Here is a 22,565-nt window from a genome sequence, read left to right as displayed (position 1 = left end):
TCAGATTCTCCGCCAAGCTAGAGCGACACTGATGGGAGCGATCACACAAACCACCGGGATCAGCGGTAACCGGAAAATCCCGACTAGGATCGCCGTCACAGCAATAGTGATGACAGACGGTGGAAATCGCATGGCCCGGCGGACGCCGTGAACACACATGATGATCAAGAGGCCCATTGCGGCGAAAGCTACACCGTCCGAAATTACCGGCAGCAAGGGGTAACCAGCCAGGGCGTCGAATAAATGGCAAAGACCGACGACTGCAAAAAACGGACCGACCAGAAAGCCGAGAACACAAGTCAAAGCGCCCACGGGCCCGCGCAGCTGTTCGCCCATGCAGATCACCAGATTGACCACATTCGCGCCGGGCAGCATTTGCGAGATCGCCAGGCTGCTCGAAAAATCGTCTTCGTTAATCCAGTGTTTGCGTAACACGAACTCCTTGTAGAGCCAGCCACTGAGGCCCCCACCGAAACTCAAGACGCCGATCTTGAAGCAAAGGAGGAAGAGAGAACGAAGACTTGGTGTTTCTAGCGAAGGGGCAGGGACTGAAGACGTCAAGGGTTGTGTCCGTTGCTTGCTGGAACGACTCTAACTGTATGCGTGGTGGTCTCGTCTTGGGTCTCCTATTTCGTTTAGTCAACCAGCATTTTACGTGTTCATCACATTTTGTCGTGACCACTCAGGATCGTGGTTCAGGGCAAGAACGCCCCTCCGTTCACATGCAATGTTTGTCCCGTTACGAAGCGTGCCGCAGGTCCCGCAAGATAGAGCACAGCAGCTGCAACTTCTTCAGGCGTGCCGCGCCGGCCGACGAGCGTACGTGTCGTATTGTGATGCGTGGGTTCACCTCCGGAGGAGGTATGGGCGCGGTTTGTATCGATCATTCCGGGAGAGACCAGATTCACCGTCACGCCTTGCGGGCCGAGCTCGTGAGCAAGCGCCTTGGTGAAACCATCAAGTCCCGCCTTCGCTGAAATGACGTGCGCGCGGTTCACCGCGCCGGTATAGGCGGTAAGGCCTCCAATGTTGACGATTGCGCCGCCATTGCTCGCAAGCAGATGGGGAATTGCAGCGCGGCTCATCAGGAAAGCTCCATCCAGCGTCACACCCATGACTTCACGCCACTCGGCGAACGATAGTTGCTCGACCGGAGCCTCCCGCCGTATCGCCGCATTGTTGACGAGGAGGTCGAGGCCGCCGAAAATTTCTACCGTCTGGCTGACGAGCCGCGCTGCATCGGCCTCCCGCGATACGTCGCCGAGAAGCACAGTGGCTCGGCTGCCTTTTGCCTCTACTTCCCGTGCTACGGACTCAGCCGCAATCTGGTCTGCCCTTGCCACGATGGCGATTGAAGCGCCTGCTTCGGCTAACGTGAGGGCGATGGCACGTCCGATATTGCGGGAGGCACCAGTGACGAGCGCCACGCGCCCTTTGAGTTCACAATTATCCACGCTGTCTCCGCTCATCCTCGTGCCGCCGTCAAATCAACTTCGCCGCCATCCGCTATTTGATTGAGCGCCTCACGCAACGCTGCAATCGCGCCGTCGCCAAACCCGCCAAAGCCCAAATTGGCCTCGAATTTGGCTGCCAGTTCGGCGTCTGGCAATGGTTCATGTGCGCCGCCGCGCATGTAGGGCTGACGAAATTCGCGCACGGTTCCGTCCCTCAGGGTCGCCTTGAGGTGACCAGTAAAATTCCGGGGATAGGGATCGTTCGGATCGATCTCATAGGAGATTTTGGCGGCAAGCGCCCGCACCTCGGGATCCTTGACCCGTTCATCGGTGAACTGCCCGAGACCCGCCTCGCCATCAAGGAAACCGACTGCCATACAGAAGGGTGTCGAGAATTTGCCCGCATACCCATTGGGCGGCCGGTGCTTCTCGGCCAGCGGTTCCCACAGGCGATGCACGGTACCCTCGCCGACCTTGCAGGTAATGGAGACAATGTCGGCGGACTTCACGCCCGTCGCTGCAAGCTTCTTTACACAGTCGATGAATGGCTGAGTCATGGTTCCGCAAGCATAGGGTTTGAAAGCCAGCGTCTCAAGGATCCAGGTTTTGCCGAGTCCTTCGACGAGGGGCACGAAATCCGGTGTTTTTGAGGGCGCAAAGGCCTTGTAGAAACCATGCGAACCATCGAAGACCGTAATCGGCCCGGTGAAGCCTCCTTCTGCAAGGAGGGCTGCGCGCAGTCCCGCTTGTGCCGCAGCTCCGGCATGCAGGCGTTTGGTCGAGCTGCCATCGGCCAGGTATTCGATGATGCCGGACGCAAGACTTCCGGAAATGCCGAGCGCTCTGCCAATGATTGCAGCGTCAAGACCGAGCGCCGCACCAACGGCTGCCGCCGCGGCTGGTGCTCCGAAAATAGCCGTTGGATGAAAGCCGGCCTTGTGAGTCGCCTGCGGTGCGACAAGGCTCATGCGGCACATCAGTTCGGAACCGACGGCAATACCGCGCATCACTGCCTTGCCATCAAGACCACGTTTTTCGGCTATCGCCAAAACAGCGGAGACAATCACCGCGCCGGCGTGGATTGGCCCGCCTTCGAAGGTGTCGTCGTAATCCTCGCCGTGGGCGGCGGTGCCGTTGACGAGGGCCGCATCGTAAAGCCCGAGTCCGCGCATATGACCATGAGCAGTGCATGACCCTTCATCGACTGCGCTGGCCAGCGCAGCCCGCACATAGTCCGTGTCCCGGGCAGCGATAGAAAGACCTATAATGTCGAAGATCAGGCGGCGGCAAACGTCGGTCACCGCAGATGGCGGCGCAGCCTCTGCAGCAAATGTCGCCAATCTGACCGCCACAGGCGTCGACGTCGGGACGGAATGATTCATGAATGAGCTTCCTCGATTTTGGTCTTGCGGGCGTCGCGGAATTCACGGCTAAGCGAAAAGGCGACGAAGATCAGGGCGATGGAGAGCAGGCAGACGGCGATCGGGTCCTGCAGGAAAATCATAAGATCTCCGCCTGACAGAACGAGCGAACGACGATAGCTCGATTCCACCATGTGGCCGAGCACGACGCCAAGGATCATCGGCAGTACCGGGAAGCTCGCGATCCGCATCAAATAGCCAACCAAGCCGAGCGCGAGCGCAATGCCCAGATCGAAGAGACTGTTATTCAGCGTAAAGATGCCGGAGAGGATCAGAGCAAAGATGAATCCGGCGCGATAAGCCCTGGGCCTGTTAACCAGCCAGATGCAGGCGGGCAGGATGATCATGCCGACACCGATCTGGGCGATGATCGCGATGAAAGAGCCGACATAGATGCTGTCGATGACCTGTGCGCTCTGCTCGAACAGGCGCGGGCCAGGGATGAGCCCGTGCATCAGGAGCCCGCCCAGCAGGACAGCGGTCGAATTGGAACTTGGAATGCCGAAACTGAGCAACGGGATCAGTGCCGTACTCGCCACAGTATTATTGGCGGCTTCAGGCGCGGCCACACCTTCCTCGGATCCCTTGCCAAAAAGATGCGGTGTCTTCGACCAGCGCTTTGCTTCATTGTAGGACATGAATGCAGCGATGGATCCCCCGCCTCCCGGGGTCAAACCCTCAAACAATCCGAGTATACAACCGATGAATTGCGAGCGCTTGAGCTTGTTCATCATCGACCAGCTTGGCAACTTGATCCTGATCGTTTCATTCAATTGCAGAACGGTTGACGAGCCGGACTGGCTCATCAGTTCGGTGAGCGCGAACAGACCAACCATGACCAGCACAGGTTCGATACCGCCGAGGAGGTCAGGAATATCAAAGGTAAAGCGTGTCACGCCGGATATCGGGTCCGTACCAACAGTCGCGATCATCAATCCGATGGTCGCGGCGGCAAGGCCCTTGATAAGCGATCCCCCGCTCATGGAGGCGATGACACTGAGGCCAAGGATACCAAGACCGAAATAGGATGGCGGTGTGAATGCCAGCGCGAGCCAGGACAGGGGCTCGGTAAGCAAGATCAGCATGGCAAGGCCAAAGAGACTGCCGACAACGCCGGACATCAGCGAGATGCCGAGCGCCTCTCCGGCACGCCCCTGGCGGTTCATCTCATAGCCGTCGATCACCGTGGCGGCCGAGGAGTTGGTTCCTGGCGTCCTTATGAGAATAGCCGGGATTGACCCGCCATATTCAGCACCGATATAAACGCAAGCCAGCAGCGCAATCGCTTGGGCCGGATCCATCGTATAGGTAAAGGGCAGAACGAGCGCCATGGTGATGGACGCGGATATACCCGGCAAAGCACCACCGAGAATGCCCCAGGTGAGCCCGCCAATGGCAACGAAAAACAGCGGCGTCTCGGTCAAGAGGTGGATGATGTCCCAGAAAGTGGTCATCAGAACATTCCTTGAAAAATCGAGCCCACAGGCTGATGGACGCCAAGCAATTTTACGAAAACCGCCCAATAGAACACAGCCCCGCCCACGGCCGCTGCCAATGCCACCCAGTTACGCGGAGCGCCCTCATAGAGCGCAACGGCGCCAATCAGGAGAGCGGTACCGGCGATATAGCCAACAAAGGGGAGAAGAAAGACATAGGCTGCGCCCAACAGAAGAAAACCAACGGCACGCGGGAAGTGGGCGTCGCTCTCGTCATCGGTACCTGCTGCAGCAACTGTTCGAGCTCTGCTGAGGAGCACGGCACGTACGATCAAAAGAACAGCAAGAATGGCGAGTATGACGGACAGCACATGCGGCAAGCCCGTGGCACCCACTTCATCAGATAGGGTGCTATCGGCGATTTCACCGGACCAGGCATAGTACGTCCCGGAGACGGCAAGAAGAACAACGCCGCTGATAAGGTCTTTGTTCATGGGATGGCCCTCGTAAGACACGTTGTAAGGGACCGGCTAACATTGCCGGTCCCTCACCGTTACTATTTGATGGCGCCCGTGGATTTCAGGAACGCTTCCGTCGTCGATCCAAAATTATCGACGAACCCGGGATAGTCCTTGTGCGCGATAAATTGGGGCACGAGCACTTCTTCAGTATAGGCCTTCTTGTAGTCCGGATCTTCAAGCAGTTTCTTTACGGCCTCGTCCCAGATTGCTGTCGTGGAGTCCGGAATGCCCTTGGGACCGGCGAGACCACGAAATTTGACGAGGCTGACATCGAACCCTGACTCCTTCACAGTCGGTACATCCGGCTTCTCAACAATGCGCACCGGATTGAAGGTGGCAAGCAAGGTGATCTTGCCCGCATCGAGCTGCGAGCGCAGTTCCTGGATCTCGCCGATGCCGATATCGAGTGTGCCATTGAGAACATTCAGCATCATGTCGCCGCCACCTTCATGCGTGACAATCGCGGGCTTGACACCCGCAGCGGTCTTCAACTGCTCGGCCGCCTGGCGCTCAAGCGAAGCCGGGTTGGCAGCGCCCCAGCGCCCACGCTCCTTTTTAGCGTGATCGATAACGTCTTTGAGGGATTTATAAGGACCGTCCGTCCGCGTATAAATCACTTCGCTGTCGGCGAAGATATTCACGAGGGGATCCATGTCCTTGTAGGTATTCTGCGGCTTGCTCATCAGCGATGTATAGATATAGGTCGGTGTAGTCGCGTAGAAGACGCTTCCGTCGGCGGGCCCTGTCGCAACACGTGCCATGGCCTTCGCGCCACTGCCGCCCTGAACATTTTCGACGATGAAAGTGGCGTCGATATACTTGCCCAGGTATTTCGTCATTTCGCGCAGGAAGACGTCGCTGCCGCCGCCGGGGCTTGAATGCGTCACCAGCGTGACGACTTTGTTTGGATAAGGCAGCGGGTCGGCCTGGGCCGATGTGCCGGTCAGAATGGCGGCCGTGGCGAGGCCGAGCGCCGCGATGCCGATCGATTTCACAAAACTCATTGTCTCTCTCCCTTTCAAGTACCGTTTCTTCAGAACGGCTTGCCTCTGTTTTCAAATTATTTCGCTGCGAGTTCCCGTTCGCCGCTGATCAGTGTAACAAGCCGTCCGATATCCGCACCCTTGTCGATCTTGCGCACAAGTGCCAGCAATTCATCTTGGCGAGGGCCGTCAACGACGCCCTCGGCGCACATGCGAAACTTGTCATCCAGTCCAGAGTCGCTGATCGGATTTGAAGGTCCGCCGCGATAGCGCTCGTCGGCCCATTGGACGAGCGTGCGACCGTCTTTGGTGATCACCTCGATACGCGAGCGAATCTTGTCGTAACCGAGCGCATCGATCTCGAGATCGTTGATGACGTCCGTACGGGCCTGCAGGTCCTGCATGGCATCTCCAGCTACAAAAGCATCCTCGAACTCGTGGTGGCTAGCGCGACGGCACAGCACGATCATGGCAAGCAAAGCGGGCATCGAAAATTTCGCCTGCAAATGGTTGCGCGCGATGGGATAACGGATCGGCTCGATGATATTCTTGCCGGCAAAGAAACGGATACGCTCGACCTCTTCCGCTTTCAAATCATGATCCATGACCAGCCTCAGCATCGCATCCATTGATTGATGGGTGAGGATGCCTGACGGGTAAGGCTTGATGCTGACGCCGGGTTTGACAATTGTCAAAGGCGCTCCGAAACCGGCCGCCGCTTTTTCCTCGTCAAAGCCCTCGCCCATGACGGAAAAGAAGCCCCAGGGTCCGTCGAGAGCGGCCGGATCAGCCTCAAAACCGCGCGCAGCGAGAAGAGCGGCCGTGACGCCATTTTCACAGGCGCGACCGACGTGAAGCGGCTTTGTCATCGTGCCGAAATTGACCCGGATGCCAGCGGCGAAACTGGCGGCCAACCCGAGCGCATGGGCGAGCTTGTCTCCCGTCAATCCCATAAGCTTGGCAGCAGCGACAGCAGCGCCGAAGGTGCCGACGGTGCCGCTCGTATGATGCCCGCGACGATAGTGACGTGGCTTCATCCACTCGGCAATCTTGCACTCGACTTCGAATCCGAGCTGGAAGGCGAGCATCAGGTCGCGACCGTCTACATTTCCCTTTTCACTGGCGACGATAAGCGCAGCAGTAAGGGGCGGTACGGAAGGGTGCGTCAGCAGTCCATAGACATGGGCCGGATCGTGGGAAACCTGTGTGTCGTCCCAGTCGTGAGCGTGTCCGGCGGTACCCCATACGCGGGCCGCCAACGGCGCCGGCACTTTCGCCGGTCCGTTTCCAGGCAAGCACGCATCTTCGCGCCCTCCCTCTGCAAGAGCGTCCTCGATCAGAATGCGGACCGATGCTTCGCGACTGCCGGCGAGATAGAGCCCAACCGTGTCGACCACGCAGCGGCGACCAACGACGAGCGCTTCTTCCGGCAGGTCTTGATAGGTCGTGCGTTCGATAAAACGTATGGCCTGGGCCGTGATGTCGGAAGTCGTATTCACGCGTCTTGTCTCCTGGTGTTATGCAAAGTTGGGCTTGCATACGTAAGTCGCCAGAAAACTAGGATGTAGAATGTAAATTGTCAACAATCATTGTAAATTGTTGACAATTAAGCGCGGGTTAGACGCTTGTTGCCAAAAGTTTTGCTCGGTGCGTGGCCAAGTGGACGCTTTAGGCGTGTGGTGGCAGTGCCGCGCGATCGCGTTTCGTGGTCAGCCAGTCCCTGACGCGGTAGTAGCGCAATGTCAGTTGTGGTCCAAAACTCATGTAAAACGGCGCGGCTTTCAGTGGCTCCAGCTTGAGCGACAGGTCACTCTCAGCAACACCCAGTGCCCATTCCGAAAGGATGCCGCCAAGCATGCTGCCGGTCGGGACGCCGCGTCCGGAAAGGCCTGTCAAAGCCACCACGCCGGGAGCGAGATCATAGAGCCGCGGAATTGTACGGTATTGCATGTCGAGTTCACCAAACCAGAAATAATCCCAGCGTATGCCTTGACGGATTTGCGGGTGAAGCCATTTGAGCCGGTCGGTCATCACCTGCTTCGTATAGGCAATATCCTTGCCCCGCCGCCCCATCGGGAACATCGACGCGACAATACGGCCTTCGGCGTTGTATTTGTAGACGAAGATATCGCCGCGCCCATCGTGAATCGTGGTGTTCTGCGGCAGCACAGATTTCCGCAAATCGTCCGACAGGGGCTCCGTTGCCGCCACGAATACGCGTTGAATCTTGAATGTCTGGTCCAGTCCCGGCCAGCCATCGACCGTATAGGCGCCGGTGCCAAAGATGACCTTGTCCGCTATCACCGTGCCTTCTGGCGTGTTGACTGCCCATCCTCCACCTTCGCGCTCAACCTTCGTCACAGGCGAATATGTATGAACCATACCGCCTTCGGAGATCACGGCTCGTGCCAGTCCGCGTGCATAACCCAGTGCATTGAGATGCCCTGCCTCGGAATGAAACCAGCCGCCGTGAAAACGCGGACTACCGGTGACAGTCTCGACTTCGCTCTTATCCAGAACACGGGTCTTTGCACCTACCGCGTTGTAGTCCCTCGCCTTTTCTTCGATGGTTGTCATGGCACTCGGCGTATGGGCACCCATCACGTAGCCGTTTTGCTGCCATTCGCAGTCGATTTTATAGCGCGAGATCATATCCTTGACGCGGTCATTCGCGCGAGTCTGACGCTTTATCAGCCGCTCGGCCCAAGGCTCGCCCAGCATCTTTCGCAATTCCGGCAGACTGTAATGGGTGAATGTTGGCGTGCAGTGTCCGGCGTTACGGCCGGAACCGCCAAACCCGATCTCTTGCGCCTCGAGTAAAACGACCTTGACACCCGCGCGCGCGAGTTCCAGCGCAGTCGTCAAGCCCGTGTAGCCGCCGCCGGCGATGCAAACATCAGCCTTGGACTGACCTTCCAGCTTTGACGTTTCCGGCGCAGGTGCCGCCGTCGCATACCAGAGCGTTGCCTCGAAGGGAGAGAATTTCGGCATTATCCAAGGGTCTCCCTAATTTAGATCGCTGCGGGCATCGAGCGCATCACGCAGGCCATCACCGATAAAGTTGAAGCTGGTGACCGCAAGCGTGATCGCCACACCGGGTACGATCGCCAGCCAGGGTGCCGATTGGAGATATTGCTGCGCTCCGTTCAACATATTGCCCCAACTCGGAAGTGGCGGCTGAATGCCATAGCCGAGGAAGCTCACATAGGCTTCGAGAAGAATGGCTCTGGCGACGGTCAAGGTAGCGGCGACAATAATGGGACCCATCGCGTTCGGCAGCAGCTCGCGAAACATGATCCAGCGATTGCTGAGACCGAGCATACGCGCCGCCATGATGAAATCACGCTCGCGTAGGGATCGCACTTCCGCTTCGACGATACGTGCAACTTCCATCCAGCTGGTGATCGCAATGATGACCGTGATCATAATCGGACTGGGCTTGATGAACGCTGCCAGTGCCAGAAGCAGGAAGATGCTTGGGAAGGACAGGACGGCATCGACAAACCGCATGAGAACGGTCCCTACTCGCCCGCCATAATATCCTGCAACGACACCGATCGTGGCACCGATCATTGTGCTCAAGATCATCGCTGCAAAGCCGACCAACATTGAGATCCGGCCCGCCATCAGCAGACGCGCTGCGATATCGCGGCCGAGCGGATCGGTGCCTAGAAAATGGTACCCGGTCAGCGGCGGAGAAAAGCGCGCGCGCAGATCGATATAGAGATCGTTGTAAGGAAGGAGATATGGCCCGATGATGCAGGCAAGCGTCAGGATGATCACCAGGATTACGCCAAGCGCCGCCAGCCGATGTCGAACGAACCGCCTGAAGGTGCGGCTGTTCCACCATCCGGACTTTACGGAACGATTTGCGGGAGTTGAGGAAACAGACATTGTGATCTCCCTATGTCAGCCGGATGCGCGGATCGACAAATGCCGTAAGCAAGTCTGCCGCGAGGTTACTGAGGAGAACGAGAATGGCCGAGAACATCAGCAGCCCCATGACCACTGGATAATCCTGATAGCCGAGGCTATCGAGAAACAAACGTCCCATGCCGGGCCACGTGAACACGGTCTCTGTGACGAGCGCACCACCAAGCAACGTCGGCACCTGCAGGCCCGCCAGGGTGATCATAGGTAGCAGGGCGTTGCCAACGACATGCTTCATCAGCACGCGTCGCGGCGTCATCCCCTTGGCACGCGCCGTCCGGACAAAATCCTGGTTAATCACATCGAGGGTTGCGGTGCGCATATAGCGGCTCCAGACCGCCACATCGACTAGCGCCAGAACCATGGCCGGCATGATCAAATGAATGGCATAGTCCAAAATTGAACCATTGCCGATCGTGTACATATTGCCCGCCGGCAACCATCCCAGTTTCAGCGAAAAAATATAGATCGCGACCAGACCGAACCAGAACGTCGGAATCGACAGCGCCACCATGGCGCCAACCGTGGCGGTATAATCGAAGATGGAATAGCGCTTGGTTGCACCCTTTATGCCAACCCAAGTTCCGATCGTTACAGAGATAACGGTCGCAGTTCCCATGAGAAGCAGGGTTGCGCCGAAATGACCGCCGATGACATCGAGAACCGGACGGCTATCGCGGAAAGATCGTCCCCAGTCACCACGAAGGAGCCGCCACGCCCAATCCGCATATTGCACGATCAAGGGCCGATCGAGACCCATCTGCGCGGAAATCCGGTCGAGATCTGCCTGGGTCATGCCTGGTGTCAGCGCAAACTGCGACAAAGGCCCTCCCGGTGCGAGGTTGAGTACGGCAAAGCCGATCATGGATACCAGCACGAGCAGCACGAGGCTCTGCCCGAGCCTGTTCAGAATGTAGCGGGTCATGGCTTCGATCTCCGATAGCGATCAGTCGGTAGGATAAGGGCCGGAGTTCCACCCCGGCCCAGCAGATCCTATGCCTGTTCCCAGTACCAGCTCCCGACGTTCCACGAGTCGATGCGATTGTTCACGTTTGGCGTGAAACCAGTCATGCCCTTCTTGCGTCCACGGACTGTGGCGTACTGGAAGATCGGCAAAAGAGGCAGATCGTTGCGAATGACTTCCTGGATCTTGAGGTAGGCCTTCTTGCGTTCTTCTGGAACGAAGACGCGCCCGCCTTCACCAAGCAGCTTGTCGACTTCCGGATTGAAATATTGCGAGGTGTTCTGCCCCGCACCACCCTTGGCGTTGATAGATGTCGAGAGGAAATAGTCCGACGAATCGGGATCAGCCCCGGTAAGGAAATTGATACCGACAACGACAGACTCGAATTTCGACTGCATCCAGTATTCACCCCACATGACTGCAGGCGGCAGGTTCGAGATGGTCATCTCGACGCCGATATCCTTGAAGGACTGCTGCATGAACTGCTGGACCTGTTCGCGGATATGGTTGCCGGCCGTGGTCGAATTGGAAAAGGCAAGACGTACCCCGTCCTTGACGCGAATACCGTCCTCCCCTGGCTTCCAACCGGCATCGTCGAGCAGCTTCTTGGCCTTCTCGATATCAAACTCATGCTTCGGCAGATCCGGATTGAAGTAGAAGGACTGCTGCGGCATGTATGTTTCGGTTGGCGCTGGCAAGCCATAGTAAAGCGCATCGATGATCGTCGTCTTGTCCAGAGCGTAGTAAAGCGCCTGGCGCACAGCGAGATCCTTGAATTGCGGCTTCTCCATATTGAACGTGACCGACTCCACGGTGGCGCCTGGAACGACCTGAACCTCTTTGCCTTCCAGCGTCTTGGCTTCGTCGTAGTGATCCGGCGTGATCCATTGCAGGCCGGTCACGTCGATATCGCCGGTCTTGAACTGGGTGTAGAGGACAGTGAGATCGGGGATGTATTTGTAGATGACCCGCTCGAGATACGGGCCGTCCCCGTAATAGTCCGTGTTGGCGGCGAGTTCGATGTGATCCCCTGCAACGCGTTCGACCCATTTGAACGGTCCTGTGCCGACAGGCGCGTTGTTAAACGGAGCAGTGTTCTTGTCCGCTTCCGGCTCCAGGATGTGCTTGGGTACAATGAAGGTGGCTGCGAGGATAGAAGCGTAGGGCGCGTATGGTTTTTCCATCCGCCAGGTGATTTCCGTTGGTGAAACGACCTTGATATCGCGTACCTGATCATGGCCTGCGCGCCGCGCACTGCGGAAATCCTTGTCGACGACAAGGTCAAGGGTGAATTTCACATCTTCTGCTGTGAAGGGCTTGCCGTCATGCCATTTCACGCCGTCGCGAAGTTTTACCTTCCAGTTAAGGCCGTCGGCAGAAATCCCGCCATTCTCGACAGTCGGCACCTCGGCGGCCAGCGCCGGGGTGAATTTGCCCTCCGGATCAACGTTGAACAGCGGATCGAAAACACTGAAGTGGATTCCCTCGTCCACTTCGATATGCAGCATGTGCGGATTGAACACTGTCGGTTCCTGTGAGAAACCGATGATGACCTGTCCCTTGGGGGCGGATGGCGGCGCGGCGTAAGCCTTGTCCCATCCTAGAATTCGCGGCATGACCAGGCCGGATGCGCCGACCATACCCATCATGGCGAGGGCTTGACGCCGGGTCGGATGAAGAACTGAATTTCGATGCTTATCAGACATTGTGTTTCCCTTCATTATTGGTTTGTTCAATGTTCCAGTTTGCATTCTATCTGCCAGTCGGCAGACCATTCTCACTACGGCGTGGCTCCTCAACCACGCCGATTTCAGAATCCGCTGAGCGGACGCACCTTTGAGCCGTCGGTGAAGCGGGAAAAACGAAAATCTGTTGGATCGACGACCGGCGAGCGACCGGTCACGATATCAGCCATCAGGCGGCCGGCGGCTGGACCGATACCAAACCCGTGCCCCGAAAAACCCGTGGCGATGTGGAACCCCGGAATTTGGTCCACTGCGGAAATCACCGGAATCGCGTCCGGTGTCACATCGATATAGCCAGCCCAGCGCTGCGCAATTTCGGCCTTGTTGAACACCGGAAATGCTGCTTTGAGATTGTTGAACGCCTTATTCGACATATCGAGCGACGGTTTCGGATCAAGCACACGGTTGTATTCAAACGGACTGGCTTCATCCATATTCCAGCGCGCCGGCATTCGCGCTTCATCGAAGAAGCGACTGCCAAAGCGAAAGGATAAGGAGCTCCATTCCATCTTGAGAGCCGGAAGGAATTTGAACGCATAGCGGAATGATTTCGGCACGATGTCGACGATGTTCTCGTGGCCGGATGCGATCGTATAACCGCCATCCTGTCGCTTGCGTATGGCGAAGTCCTTGGACCAGAGCGCCGATTCAGGACCGCCTTCCAGCGGTTTCGTCCGCATGACCGTGTTCATCACTTTCAGTTGCGGCAGATCGATACCGTAAAGCCCACAGAAGAGATTGGACCAGGCACCACCGGCCAGCACTACAGCGTCGCAGGCGATGCGCCCGCGCTCGGTGACGACACCGGAAACCTTACCGCCGGACATCTCGATGCCACGCACGGCACACTCGGTGAGGATTGCCGCGCCTTTGTCGCGCGCTGCCTCGGCGACGGCTGGCGCAGCCCTTTGCGGTTCGGCGCGACCATCGGCAGGTGTATAGAGCGCGCCTTTCAGTTTCATGTTGCCGCCGGGCAAAAGATCATCGAGTTCCTTACCGCTGACCATGCGGCTCGAAAGCTGGTAACCCTCCAGATTCTTGCCCCAGCGATCGTGCTCGTCATAGGATTTGTCGTCGGGGCAAGCAAATATGATGCCGGCGCGCTTATAGCCGGTATCGCGGCCAAGCCTCTTGTCGAAGCCGGACCAGATACGCAGCGCTTCAGCCATGAGCGGTACTTCGCGCGGATCACGCCGGGAGATGCGTACCCAGCCCCAGTTGCGGCTGGATTGTTCCTGACCGATTCCGCCCTTCTCGCATAAGGCAACCTTATGACCACGCTCGGCAAGTTCCAACGCGGTGGAAGTTCCGATAATACCGCCGCCGATGACAACGACATCGACTTTCTCGGGCAGGTTTTCGTCGCCGTGAACGCGAACGACATAAGGACCGGGCATTTAATAGGATTCCTCTAACTGGCAGTTGATAGTGAATTCGGCGACACTCGCCTCATTTGGAAGGTCGAGCAGCATTGCGGTGATGCGGGCAATGTCCGCGGGGTCGGTCATGAGATCGTCAGCACGGTTGGTCAGGCTCCGCGCCATATCCGTTGCGACAAATCCGGGGCAGAGGGCAGTCGCTCGTATGCCGAGCTCCCAGCCCGTATGGCGAATGCCATGAGCCAGCGCTACGGCGGCGAACTTGGAAACTGAATAAAGGCTGGCGGTCGATGATTTCACACGTTTGCCGGATAACGAACTCAGTATGATCACGCGCCCTCGCCCGCTTTTGCCGAGCGCATCCCAGGCCGCGGCAGCCAGCCGCCGGGGCGCTTTGACATTGATCGCCAGCATGGCATCGAGATCGGCATCGTCGGCTTCGATCACATTCTTCGGGATCATGATGCCGGCATTGGCGATCACCGCATCGATACGGCCGAACTTCGCCAATGCTTGCGCGGCCCATTCAGCCTCTGCGGATGAATGATTTGCATCATAGGCAACGACTTGTACGCGATCCGGATCAGCCCAGTCCGGGAGTTGCGGGTTGCGCATGCCAAGCGACAACCGCCATCCTGCAGCGCCAAGAAAGCGTGCCATCGCTTCGCCTATTCCTCTATTTGCCCCCGATATCAGGACTACACGTTCTTCCGCCATATCATCGCTCCCGTCCTGTCATTCCGACCATTTTCCGGTATGCCCGGCGGAGAATATCCATGACTTGCGCCTGCTCTTCTTCCGCAATGAAGGAAAAGAAATCCTTTGATTGCTTGGTGACGATTGGCCGGATAGTGGCGGCAAGCTCGGCGCCTTTCGGCGTCACAAAAAGCTCATGTGCGCGCCGCTCGCTCGCCGAGGTTTGCCGCGTCAGCAGACCGTTGTCGATCATCTGTTCGATGAGACGCCCCATGGCCGAGCGATCCTTCATGATGATCTGCGCGATCACTGACGGGCGGATTCCAGGGTGACTGTCGACGAGAAGCAGAGTGGTGATCTTGCCTGTTCCTCGCGCCACATCCAAACCCTCCAGCCGCTCATCCAGGTCGCGGGAAACCGCGATGTTCATTGTGCGGATGTAGAAGCTCAAAGTGTCTTCGAGTACGTCGAGATCGACATGATCAATTGATGTGGGCTTCTGCGTCACCATCGGCATTCACGCAAATTCCTTCCTCTCCCGACACGGTCTGTTGCGTTCGGGTTTTGAGCACTTGAATTTGTTATGCAGCTTTCAATTTTGCATGCTTCGGCAAATAGTGGACAAATGCAACTATTATTTTATCCGACGTTGCAGGAAGGTTGGTCAAAGAATGAAATTGCCCGTTTGGCGAGCCAAACGGGCATCCAAAAAGCACTCCAAGCCTAAAAATCAGGCAGCAGGTTCCCACTGACTGCCGGGAATTGCCGAGACCAGACGCTGGGTATAGGCGTGCGCCGGACTACGGAAGATTTGCGAGGGCGGCCCAAATTCCACGATCTCACCGCGATACATCACGGCGATATCGTCGCAAATCTGGCTTGCCACACGCAGGTCATGGGTGATGAAGATCATCGCCACATTGAGCAACTTCTGAATTTTCGTCAGTAGTTCCAGGATCTGTGCCTGAATGGAAACGTCGAGCGCCGACACTGCCTCATCAGCAACCAGAAGCACTGGGTCAAACATCAGAGCGCGGGCAATGCCAATCCGTTGTCGCTGCCCTCCTGAAAACTCATGCGGATAACGGTCATAGGCACCCGCGTCCAGGCCGACAAGTTCCAGCAGTCGCACCGCCTTTGTCCTTGCGTCCGCAGCGCTGATGCCGTGGGCCATCGGGCCGACGACCAGAATTTGCCCGATCGTATGGCGAGGATTGAGTGATGCGAAAGGATCCTGGAAAATCATCTGGATATAGGGCCGCATCGACCGGAATTCCTTGGCGTCAAGTGGTGCGATGTCCTGACCGTTGAACAATATCTTGCCGCCGTCCGCATCCATCAATTTGAGAAGGACGCGCCCGAGAGAGGATTTTCCGGAACCTGACTCCCCGACAACCCCGAGTGTGCGGCCTTTGCGAATCGTGAAACTCACATCATTGACTGCGTGCACCGTGCGACCCTTCGTAAAGAAGCCGCCGCCACTCGTATAAATCTTGTTGAGCTTTTGCACGTCGAGCACGACGGGGGTCTGCGCGTTGCTCGCTCTGTCCTTGTCGCGCATCCGCGGTACGGCTGCTGTCAGGCGTTGCGTATAAGGATGCGACGGATGATTGAGCACATCATCTGCCTTGCCCTGCTCGACTATCTTGCCCTTTTCCATGACGACAACGCGATCGGCGATCTCAGCCACGACACCGAAATCGTGCGTGATGAACATGACGCTCATATGCTTGTCGCGCTGGATCTTGCGGATCAATTCCAGAATCTGCGCCTGCGTTGTTACGTCGAGCGCCGTCGTCGGTTCGTCGGCAATCAGGACATCCGGGCCGAGCGCCAAAGCAATCGCAATCATTACACGCTGTCTCTGTCCGCCTGACAGCCGAAAAGGATATTGATGCTGTATGAGAACCGGGTCTGGCAGGCCAACCTCCGCGAGCAGATCGAGTACTGCCTTTGCCCGGCTTTCCGGCGTGCCGACATTGTGCACTTCCATAACCTCGGCGATCTGCGAGCCGATTGTCATCAGCGGATTAAGGGCAGAAAGCGGATCCTGAAAGATGATCGAAACCGCACGGCCACGAAGTCCCCGTACATCCGCATCCTTTGCCTTGAGTATATCCACGCCTTTGAAGCGGATCGACCCTTCGCTGGCGCGAATAGACGATGGCAGCAGCCCCATGATGGCATTTGCGGTGACGGACTTTCCTGATCCAGACTCGCCGATGATGCAAAGAATTTCACCCGGGCGCAGTTCAAAAGAAATATTCTCCACTGCATAGCGCCGCTCCATGCCCTTGGGCAGGTCCACCGTCAGATTTTCAACGGAAAGAATTGCATCTCCGTTGACTGCGGTACTTCTTTGAACTGCGCTTGTCATCACTCCAGCGATCCTTCATGCTTTGAGAAGTCAACTCAGTCATCTTTCCATTCGATGTCTGCAAAGACAAGCAAGCAATTTCGATGCCACCTCAGCCGCATAGCAACTCTGAAACAGCAGATGACGAAGATCTGGTCACCCATGGAGTACATCTTCTACTGGCTGCAACATCGAGGCTGGAGCCGAAAATCATCTAGAATGATGAACAGGTTGAGCCATATCCTAACAAAGACATTAACTGTATTTTTCTGCTTTTCATGCTAGCTTCGGGCATGACTGACGTTCGGAATATGCGCCTGCACTCAGGACCTTCCATAACGCCCGCTGATGCCGAGGCCAACCGGTGGAGCTTCGCGCTTGAATCTGCCGGCCTCGGCGTCTGGGATTCCAATCTCGCGACCGGGCAGTGCTATTATTCGGCGACATGGAAGAAAATGCTGGGCTATCGTGAAGATGAACTCGGCGATCGCAGTGATCTTTGGCTGACACTCATCCATCCTGATGACCGGCAACGTGCCATCGAAAGCGGCGAACGGCACATTTCCGGTGAAACTCCACAGGTTGAGACCGAATTCAGATTGCGCCATAAGGATGGTCATTGGGTGTGGGTTCTGGACCGCGGCCGTGTTGTGGAATGGGACCAAGACGGACATCCGTCGAGGATGATCGGCGTTCAAACGGATATCACCGATCAGAAGAACGCCGAACATCAATTGACCCTGTTGAACGAGCGCATTCAACTCGCGCTCGACGCCGGCCAGGTTGGGTTATGGCATTTCAACATCGAGACCGAGATTGTGTTGTGGGATCGCCGGATGCGCGAGATCTTCGGTATAGGCCCAGGCCCCGAGGAAGTACCCCGCGCCACTTGGCATAATCTTTTGCACCCGGACGACGCAGCAAGGGCAGAGCGTGAGATAGAATCCACGTTTGAAACCGGCCAGCCGATGAAAACACGTTATCGGATCGTCAAGCCGAATGGTGAAATCCGCCATGTTTTCGCGCTTGCGCGGCTTGTCCGTCACGAAACAATGCCCGACATGCTGATGGGTAGCATCTGGGATATTACGGAAGAGGTACTCAGTGCTGAGGCGCTGGCCCGAGAAAAGGACCTCTACCGCATCACGCTTCAATCCATTGGTGACGCGGTGCTGACGACCGATGTTGATAACAATATTACATTTGCCAATCCTGCGGCAGAGAAATTGCTGTTGCGCAACGCCCAGGATCTTATCGGTTCACGACTGGAGAATGCGCTCAATCTCATCGATGAAGGAACCGGTACGCCACTGCTATCATCCACCAGCCGTGCAATGCAGATCGGGCAGACTGTAGAAAGCGCTGAAAATGTTCTCTTTATCCGGTCAGATGGAGGACGGCGTTCACTGAGGGATATCGCCTCCCCGCTTTTCGATCTGACAGGCGCGATAACCGGTTCAGTGCTCGTGATCCAGGATGTCACCAGCGCTCGAAATCTTCAGAGAGAACTTTCTCACGCCGCAACACATGATGCTTTGACGGGGCTATTGAACCGCACTGCATTCGAGTCTGCTGCTTCTTCATCGATTGAAAAAAACGGCGGCGGAGCGCCCCACATCGATCTTGACCGCTTCAAAATGGTCAACGACACGCTCGGCCATGCGGCTGGAGACGCTTTGCTGAAAATGGCGACGTCGAGCATGAACAGCGCTTTGCCCGACGCAGCCATCATCGGGCGTTTGGGCGGCGATGAATTCGCGGTTCTTCTTCCGATCACCAAATTTGATGAGGCAGAAGAGGCCGCCGAGCGGCTGATCAACGAGATCCGAACCATTCGGCTGCCCTGGGGCGGAAAAATCCAGAACATAGGCGCAAGCATCGGGATAGCGGCGCTCGACGAACCAGGCGTCACCCTCGCCGAGGCGATAGCGCGCGCCGATGCTGCCTGTTATGCCGCAAAGGCCGAAGGCCGCAATCGAAGCGCGATCTACAACATCAATACTGGCGCGGCCCGGCAGAATTTAGCAAGTATTCAGGCTGCATCGGGGATTCTGGAAGCGTTGTCCGAAGGAAGACTTGAGATTTACGGTCAGGAGATCAGAGCAATCTCCAATACAACTGACCAAAGCATATGTATCGAAATTCTTTCGAGAATGACCGGACCCGATGGGAAAATCATCGCCCCGGCCGAGTTTATCCCCGCCGCGGAACGCTTCGGTCTCATGGGTATAGTCGATCGCTGGATCATCCAGCACACACTTGAGACCTATGGTCCCAAGTTGATGCTTATGGAGAATGTGTCGATCGCAATCAATCTATCGGCAAATACAATAAGCGATCCAACACTTTGGTCGTTTTTGCAGTCGGCAATGGAGAAAACCAAAGTCGCTCCGTCACGTCTGATCTTCGAGATTACGGAAACGACTGCCATCAACAACTACGAGGCGGCGGAACACTTTGTCACCGAAGCACGCGCAGCCGGATGCCGCATAAGTCTCGATGATTTTGGCACGGGCCTCAGTTCATTCGGGTATTTACACCACTTCAAGGTGGACAGTATCAAGATAGACGGAGCATTTATTGAGAAATTGTCGAACAGCCGGATCGATCAGGCGGTCGTTGCTTCCATTGGCGGCATAGCACGTGAACTTGGAGTGGATGTTATTGCCGAACATATCGAAGATGCGCAGGCAGTCGACATCCTTAAATCGCTCGGCATCGGCTATGGTCAGGGCTTTCTGTTGCATCGTCCCCAGCCGCTCAAAGCGCTGTTGCGGAGCTTGGAAAAAGCGGAAGCTCGCTAGTCCAGACGCGCAAAACACAACTAACCACACGTAAATTTCAATCTCCAGTAGCTAAAACCATCTCGGAATCGATGATTCTTGCATGAGAATCGAAGGTTCTTGTCCCAGATCAGCTCCTTTTCATTCAAAACTCACCCGCAATGACAATTTAGCTTTCCTGTTTTTTCTGCTACGCGGATGGACGCGGGAGGAAAATCGGCAATGGGTTATGATGCGGATGCGATCGTCATTGGCGCGGGCCTCGCCGGGCTCGTCGCGGCGACCGAACTCGCCGACGCCGGCAAGAAGGTGATCGTCCTCGATCAGGAGCCGGAACAGACGCTCGGCGGCCAGGCTTGGCGTTCCTTCGGCGGATTGTTCTTCGTCGACTCCCCCGAGCAGCGCCGTCTGCGCATCAAGGATTCACTCGAACTCGCTCGGCAGGACTGGATGGGCTCGGCGGGTTTCGACCGGCCTGAAGATCACTGGCCGCGCAAATGGGCGGAAGCCTATATCGATTTCGCAGCGGGCGAAAAACGCGCATGGTTGCACGCTCAAGGCATGCGGTGGTTTCCTGTCGTCGGCTGGGCCGAGCGCGGCGGATCGCTCGCCACCGGCCATGGCAATTCGGTGCCGCGTTTTCATATCACATGGGGGACGGGTGTTGGCGTTGTCGAGCCGTTCATACGGCGAGCTCGCGAAGCCGAACAAAAAGGGCTTCTCACTTTTCGCTTCCGGCATCGCGTGACAGCGCTTATCACCAGCGCCGGGATCGTTGACGGGGTCGAGGGCGAAATCCTCCAGCCGAGCGAGGTCAGGCGTAGCGAACCCAGTTCGCGCATTGCCACCGGTTCGTTCGCCCTGAAGGCACAGGCGATCATTATCTGCAGCGGCGGCATCGGCGGCAATCATGATCTGGTGCGCAAGAACTGGCCGGCGCGGCTCGGAACGCCGAAACACCTCATCAGCGGCGTGCCGGACCATGTCGACGGGTTGATGCTGGGCATCGCCGGGAAGGCCGGAGCGCATCTCATCAACGAAGACCGCATGTGGCATTATGTCGAGGGCGTGAACAACTGGAATCCGATCTGGAGCAAGCACGCCATCCGCATTTTGCCCGGGCCCTCATCCCTGTGGTTCGATGCGCGCGGTGACCGCCTGCCCGCACCATGCCTGCCTGGTTTCGATACACTGTCGACGCTCAGCCATATCATGAAGAGCGGCTTTGATTATTCCTGGTTCGTGCTGAACCAGACGATCGTCAAGAAAGAATTCACGCTTTCTGGCTCGGAACAGAATCCGGACTTCACCTCAAAGAGCTGGTGGCAGGTGCTGAAGCGTGCGCTCGGCGGTGTCCCGGCTCCCGTGCAGGCCTTCCTCGACAATGGCGAAGATTTCATCGTCGAAAAGGACTTCTCCGCACTTGTCCGCCGCATGAATGCGCTGACGGGTGACAATCTGATTCATGAAGACAAGTTGAAGGCGCAGATCATGGCCCGCGACCGCGAGGTCGACAATCCCTACACCAAAGACGTGCAGATCACGGCGATACGCGGCGCTCGCAACTATATCGGCGACAGGCTGGTGCGCGTAGTACCACCACACAAGATACTCGACCCGAAACATGGCCCTTTGATTGCGGTGCGCCTGAGCATCCTCACGCGGAAATCGCTTGGCGGCATCGAGACGGATTTGAGCGCGCGGGCCTTGAAAGCCGATGGCGAACCGCTGGCCGGGCTCTATGCAGCCGGCGAGGCCGCCGGTTTTGGCGGCGGCGGAATGCACGGCTATAATTCGCTCGAGGGAACCTTCCTCGGCGGCTGTATCTTCTCGGGCCGCACAGCCGGCAGAGCAGCGGCGAAGGCGATATAGTCACGTTGCGAAAGCTTCATAAGCGGCACTTTTTCCGCCTTGCGATCCAACACGGATGCATAGTATGTTGTCACTGACAACATTGAGGTTTCGACATGAACGCCGTTGACGAATTCCGCAGTTTCAATCGCTTTTTTACGAGAGAAATCGGACTGCTCGACAAGCATCTGCTTGCCAGCGATTACACTTTGGCCGAGGGCCGTGTGCTATACGAACTCGCAAACAATGGAGAACAGACCGCCGCCGATATCGGTCGCAGCCTGCACATGGACAAGGCCCATCTCAGCCGCATCATCTCACGCTTCGAAAAGCGTAAACTCGTGCGCGTTCGTGCCAGTTCATCGCATGGACGGCAGCGCCTCATAACGCTGACGCCAGCGGGCCAGGAGGTCTTTTCGGGGCTGAACCGGCGCTCGCAACTTCAGATGGAGCAAATCCTCGCACCGCTGGACGACGACGCGCGCAGACGGCTGGTTTCGTCGATGCGCCAGATCAGGAGCCTCATCGATGCTGAAAGCCAGACACCAGGCGAGGTGACATATCGCGACCCGCAGCCCGGCGATCTTGGCTGGGTCATCCACCGGCAGGCGGTGCTCTATTACAAGGAATATGGCTTGGACTGGACCTATGAGGCGCTGGCCGCGGAAATCCTGGCGAAATTCGTCGCCAGCTTCAATCCGGCGCGGGAAGCGGCATGGATTGCCGAGCATGCAGGTTCGATCGCCGGGTCAATCTTCCTCGTGCAGAGCGAGGATCCTGCGGTCGCAAAGCTGCGACTGCTCTATGTCGAGCCAAGTGCGCGTGGTCTTGGTATCGGGCGAACACTCGTTGCAACCTGTATCGAGCGCGCGAGAGAATTGGGCTACCGGCAAATCAAGCTCTGGACGAACGACGTCCTCGTCTCGGCACGCCGCATTTATGAGGCAGCCGGATTTCACCTTGTCGATGAGGAAAAGCATCACTCCTTTGGCAAGGATCTCGTTGGTCAGACATGGGTGCTGGATCTCTAGGGTCAGGACCTTTGG

The 22,565-nt window shown here is 57.0% G+C and carries 18 protein-coding genes; 3 read left to right on the top strand and 15 right to left on the bottom strand.

Features of this window, described 5'->3' with window-relative positions:
- From ACSQ3H_RS24120 to ACSQ3H_RS24050, 15 genes are all read right to left on the bottom strand, one after another.
- Entirely contained in the window at positions 1 to 561 is a 561-nt protein-coding gene (locus tag ACSQ3H_RS24120; protein WP_436119652.1) for a chromate transporter, read from the bottom strand.
- Between the two features lie 134 nt (positions 562 to 695).
- Positions 696 to 1,469: an SDR family NAD(P)-dependent oxidoreductase gene (locus ACSQ3H_RS24115; RefSeq protein ID WP_436119651.1), complete on the bottom strand. Its 774-nt coding sequence runs from the start codon at positions 1,467 to 1,469 to the stop codon at positions 696 to 698.
- The gene (locus ACSQ3H_RS24110) at positions 1,466 to 2,836 is read right to left on the bottom strand and encodes an MmgE/PrpD family protein (protein WP_436119650.1); all 1,371 of its coding nucleotides are present in this window, start codon (positions 2,834 to 2,836) and stop codon (positions 1,466 to 1,468) included. Before ACSQ3H_RS24110 ends, ACSQ3H_RS24115 begins: the two co-directional genes overlap by 4 nt.
- The gene (locus ACSQ3H_RS24105; protein ID WP_436119649.1) at positions 2,833 to 4,329 is read right to left on the bottom strand and encodes a tripartite tricarboxylate transporter permease; all 1,497 of its coding nucleotides are present in this window, start codon (positions 4,327 to 4,329) and stop codon (positions 2,833 to 2,835) included. The genes ACSQ3H_RS24110 and ACSQ3H_RS24105 overlap by 4 nt, the downstream gene beginning before the upstream one ends.
- Positions 4,329 to 4,805, bottom strand: coding sequence for a tripartite tricarboxylate transporter TctB family protein (locus ACSQ3H_RS24100; RefSeq protein ID WP_436119648.1), 477 nt, complete (start codon positions 4,803 to 4,805; stop codon positions 4,329 to 4,331). The genes ACSQ3H_RS24105 and ACSQ3H_RS24100 overlap by 1 nt, the downstream gene beginning before the upstream one ends.
- A 62-nt stretch (positions 4,806 to 4,867) precedes the next feature.
- Entirely contained in the window at positions 4,868 to 5,836 is a 969-nt protein-coding gene (locus ACSQ3H_RS24095) for a tripartite tricarboxylate transporter substrate binding protein (RefSeq protein ID WP_436119647.1), read from the bottom strand.
- 56 nt (positions 5,837 to 5,892) lie between these two features.
- Positions 5,893 to 7,314 (bottom strand): MmgE/PrpD family protein, encoded by a 1,422-nt coding sequence (locus ACSQ3H_RS24090; RefSeq protein ID WP_436119646.1) that lies wholly within the window; start codon positions 7,312 to 7,314, stop codon positions 5,893 to 5,895.
- 169 nt (positions 7,315 to 7,483) lie between these two features.
- The gene (locus ACSQ3H_RS24085) at positions 7,484 to 8,806 is read right to left on the bottom strand and encodes an NAD(P)/FAD-dependent oxidoreductase (protein ID WP_436119645.1); all 1,323 of its coding nucleotides are present in this window, start codon (positions 8,804 to 8,806) and stop codon (positions 7,484 to 7,486) included.
- Between the two features lie 15 nt (positions 8,807 to 8,821).
- The gene (locus tag ACSQ3H_RS24080) at positions 8,822 to 9,709 is read right to left on the bottom strand and encodes an ABC transporter permease (RefSeq protein ID WP_436119644.1); all 888 of its coding nucleotides are present in this window, start codon (positions 9,707 to 9,709) and stop codon (positions 8,822 to 8,824) included.
- Between the two features lie 10 nt (positions 9,710 to 9,719).
- A complete protein-coding gene (locus ACSQ3H_RS24075) occupies positions 9,720 to 10,670 on the bottom strand; it encodes an ABC transporter permease (protein ID WP_436119643.1) in 951 nt (316 codons plus the stop codon).
- 68 nt (positions 10,671 to 10,738) lie between these two features.
- On the bottom strand, positions 10,739 to 12,415 hold the full coding sequence (locus ACSQ3H_RS24070) for a peptide ABC transporter substrate-binding protein (RefSeq protein WP_436119642.1): 1,677 nt from the start codon (positions 12,413 to 12,415) through the stop codon (positions 10,739 to 10,741).
- A gap of 104 nt (positions 12,416 to 12,519) precedes the next feature.
- A complete protein-coding gene (locus ACSQ3H_RS24065) occupies positions 12,520 to 13,851 on the bottom strand; it encodes an NAD(P)/FAD-dependent oxidoreductase (RefSeq protein WP_436119641.1) in 1,332 nt (443 codons plus the stop codon).
- Entirely contained in the window at positions 13,852 to 14,550 is a 699-nt protein-coding gene (locus tag ACSQ3H_RS24060) for an SDR family NAD(P)-dependent oxidoreductase (RefSeq protein WP_436119640.1), read from the bottom strand.
- A 1-nt stretch (position 14,551) separates the two neighbouring features.
- A complete protein-coding gene (locus ACSQ3H_RS24055; protein WP_436119639.1) occupies positions 14,552 to 15,046 on the bottom strand; it encodes a MarR family winged helix-turn-helix transcriptional regulator in 495 nt (164 codons plus the stop codon).
- 213 nt (positions 15,047 to 15,259) lie between these two features.
- A complete protein-coding gene (locus tag ACSQ3H_RS24050) occupies positions 15,260 to 16,906 on the bottom strand; it encodes an ABC transporter ATP-binding protein (RefSeq protein ID WP_436119638.1) in 1,647 nt (548 codons plus the stop codon).
- 272 nt (positions 16,907 to 17,178) lie between these two features.
- On the opposite strand from ACSQ3H_RS24050, the gene ACSQ3H_RS24045 reads away from it, so the two are divergent.
- From ACSQ3H_RS24045 to ACSQ3H_RS24035, 3 genes are all read left to right on the top strand, one after another.
- Positions 17,179 to 19,689, top strand: a complete 2,511-nt coding sequence (locus tag ACSQ3H_RS24045; RefSeq protein WP_436119637.1) for an EAL domain-containing protein — start codon at positions 17,179 to 17,181, stop codon at positions 19,687 to 19,689.
- 201 nt (positions 19,690 to 19,890) lie between these two features.
- Positions 19,891 to 21,540: an FAD-binding dehydrogenase gene (locus tag ACSQ3H_RS24040; RefSeq protein WP_436119636.1), complete on the top strand. Its 1,650-nt coding sequence runs from the start codon at positions 19,891 to 19,893 to the stop codon at positions 21,538 to 21,540.
- 95 nt (positions 21,541 to 21,635) lie between these two features.
- Positions 21,636 to 22,550 carry a bifunctional helix-turn-helix transcriptional regulator/GNAT family N-acetyltransferase gene (locus tag ACSQ3H_RS24035; protein ID WP_436119635.1) on the top strand — a complete coding sequence of 305 codons (915 nt, stop codon included), beginning with the start codon at positions 21,636 to 21,638 and terminating at the stop codon, positions 22,548 to 22,550.
- Positions 22,551 to 22,565 lie beyond the last annotated feature (15 nt).

Origin of the sequence: Phyllobacterium sp. LjRoot231 (genome assembly GCF_964253365.1) — a bacterium.
Lineage (GTDB): Bacteria > Pseudomonadota > Alphaproteobacteria > Rhizobiales > Rhizobiaceae > Phyllobacterium.
Note: the sequence above shows the minus strand (reverse complement) of the source record. Positions and strands in the feature narration are given on the sequence as shown.

What these genes read in the sequence shown, in the direction of transcription:
- ACSQ3H_RS24115 (WP_436119651.1), bottom strand. Translation starts at nt 1,469, where the DNA reads ATGAGCGGAGACAGCGTGGATAATTGTGAACTCAAAGGGCGCGTGGCG.
- ACSQ3H_RS24110 (WP_436119650.1), bottom strand. Translation starts at nt 2,836, where the DNA reads ATGAATCATTCCGTCCCGACGTCGACGCCTGTGGCGGTCAGATTGGCG.
- ACSQ3H_RS24105 (WP_436119649.1), bottom strand. Translation starts at nt 4,329, where the DNA reads ATGACCACTTTCTGGGACATCATCCACCTCTTGACCGAGACGCCGCTG.
- ACSQ3H_RS24100 (WP_436119648.1), bottom strand. Translation starts at nt 4,805, where the DNA reads ATGAACAAAGACCTTATCAGCGGCGTTGTTCTTCTTGCCGTCTCCGGG.
- ACSQ3H_RS24095 (WP_436119647.1), bottom strand. Translation starts at nt 5,836, where the DNA reads ATGAGTTTTGTGAAATCGATCGGCATCGCGGCGCTCGGCCTCGCCACG.
- ACSQ3H_RS24085 (WP_436119645.1), bottom strand. Translation starts at nt 8,806, where the DNA reads ATGCCGAAATTCTCTCCCTTCGAGGCAACGCTCTGGTATGCGACGGCG.
- ACSQ3H_RS24080 (WP_436119644.1), bottom strand. Translation starts at nt 9,709, where the DNA reads ATGTCTGTTTCCTCAACTCCCGCAAATCGTTCCGTAAAGTCCGGATGG.
- ACSQ3H_RS24075 (WP_436119643.1), bottom strand. Translation starts at nt 10,670, where the DNA reads ATGACCCGCTACATTCTGAACAGGCTCGGGCAGAGCCTCGTGCTGCTC.
- ACSQ3H_RS24070 (WP_436119642.1), bottom strand. Translation starts at nt 12,415, where the DNA reads ATGTCTGATAAGCATCGAAATTCAGTTCTTCATCCGACCCGGCGTCAA.
- ACSQ3H_RS24065 (WP_436119641.1), bottom strand. Translation starts at nt 13,851, where the DNA reads ATGCCCGGTCCTTATGTCGTTCGCGTTCACGGCGACGAAAACCTGCCC.
- ACSQ3H_RS24060 (WP_436119640.1), bottom strand. Translation starts at nt 14,550, where the DNA reads ATGGCGGAAGAACGTGTAGTCCTGATATCGGGGGCAAATAGAGGAATA.
- ACSQ3H_RS24055 (WP_436119639.1), bottom strand. Translation starts at nt 15,046, where the DNA reads ATGCCGATGGTGACGCAGAAGCCCACATCAATTGATCATGTCGATCTC.
- ACSQ3H_RS24050 (WP_436119638.1), bottom strand. Translation starts at nt 16,906, where the DNA reads ATGACAAGCGCAGTTCAAAGAAGTACCGCAGTCAACGGAGATGCAATT.
- ACSQ3H_RS24045 (WP_436119637.1), top strand. Translation starts at nt 17,179, where the DNA reads ATGACTGACGTTCGGAATATGCGCCTGCACTCAGGACCTTCCATAACG.
- ACSQ3H_RS24040 (WP_436119636.1), top strand. Translation starts at nt 19,891, where the DNA reads ATGGGTTATGATGCGGATGCGATCGTCATTGGCGCGGGCCTCGCCGGG.
- ACSQ3H_RS24035 (WP_436119635.1), top strand. Translation starts at nt 21,636, where the DNA reads ATGAACGCCGTTGACGAATTCCGCAGTTTCAATCGCTTTTTTACGAGA.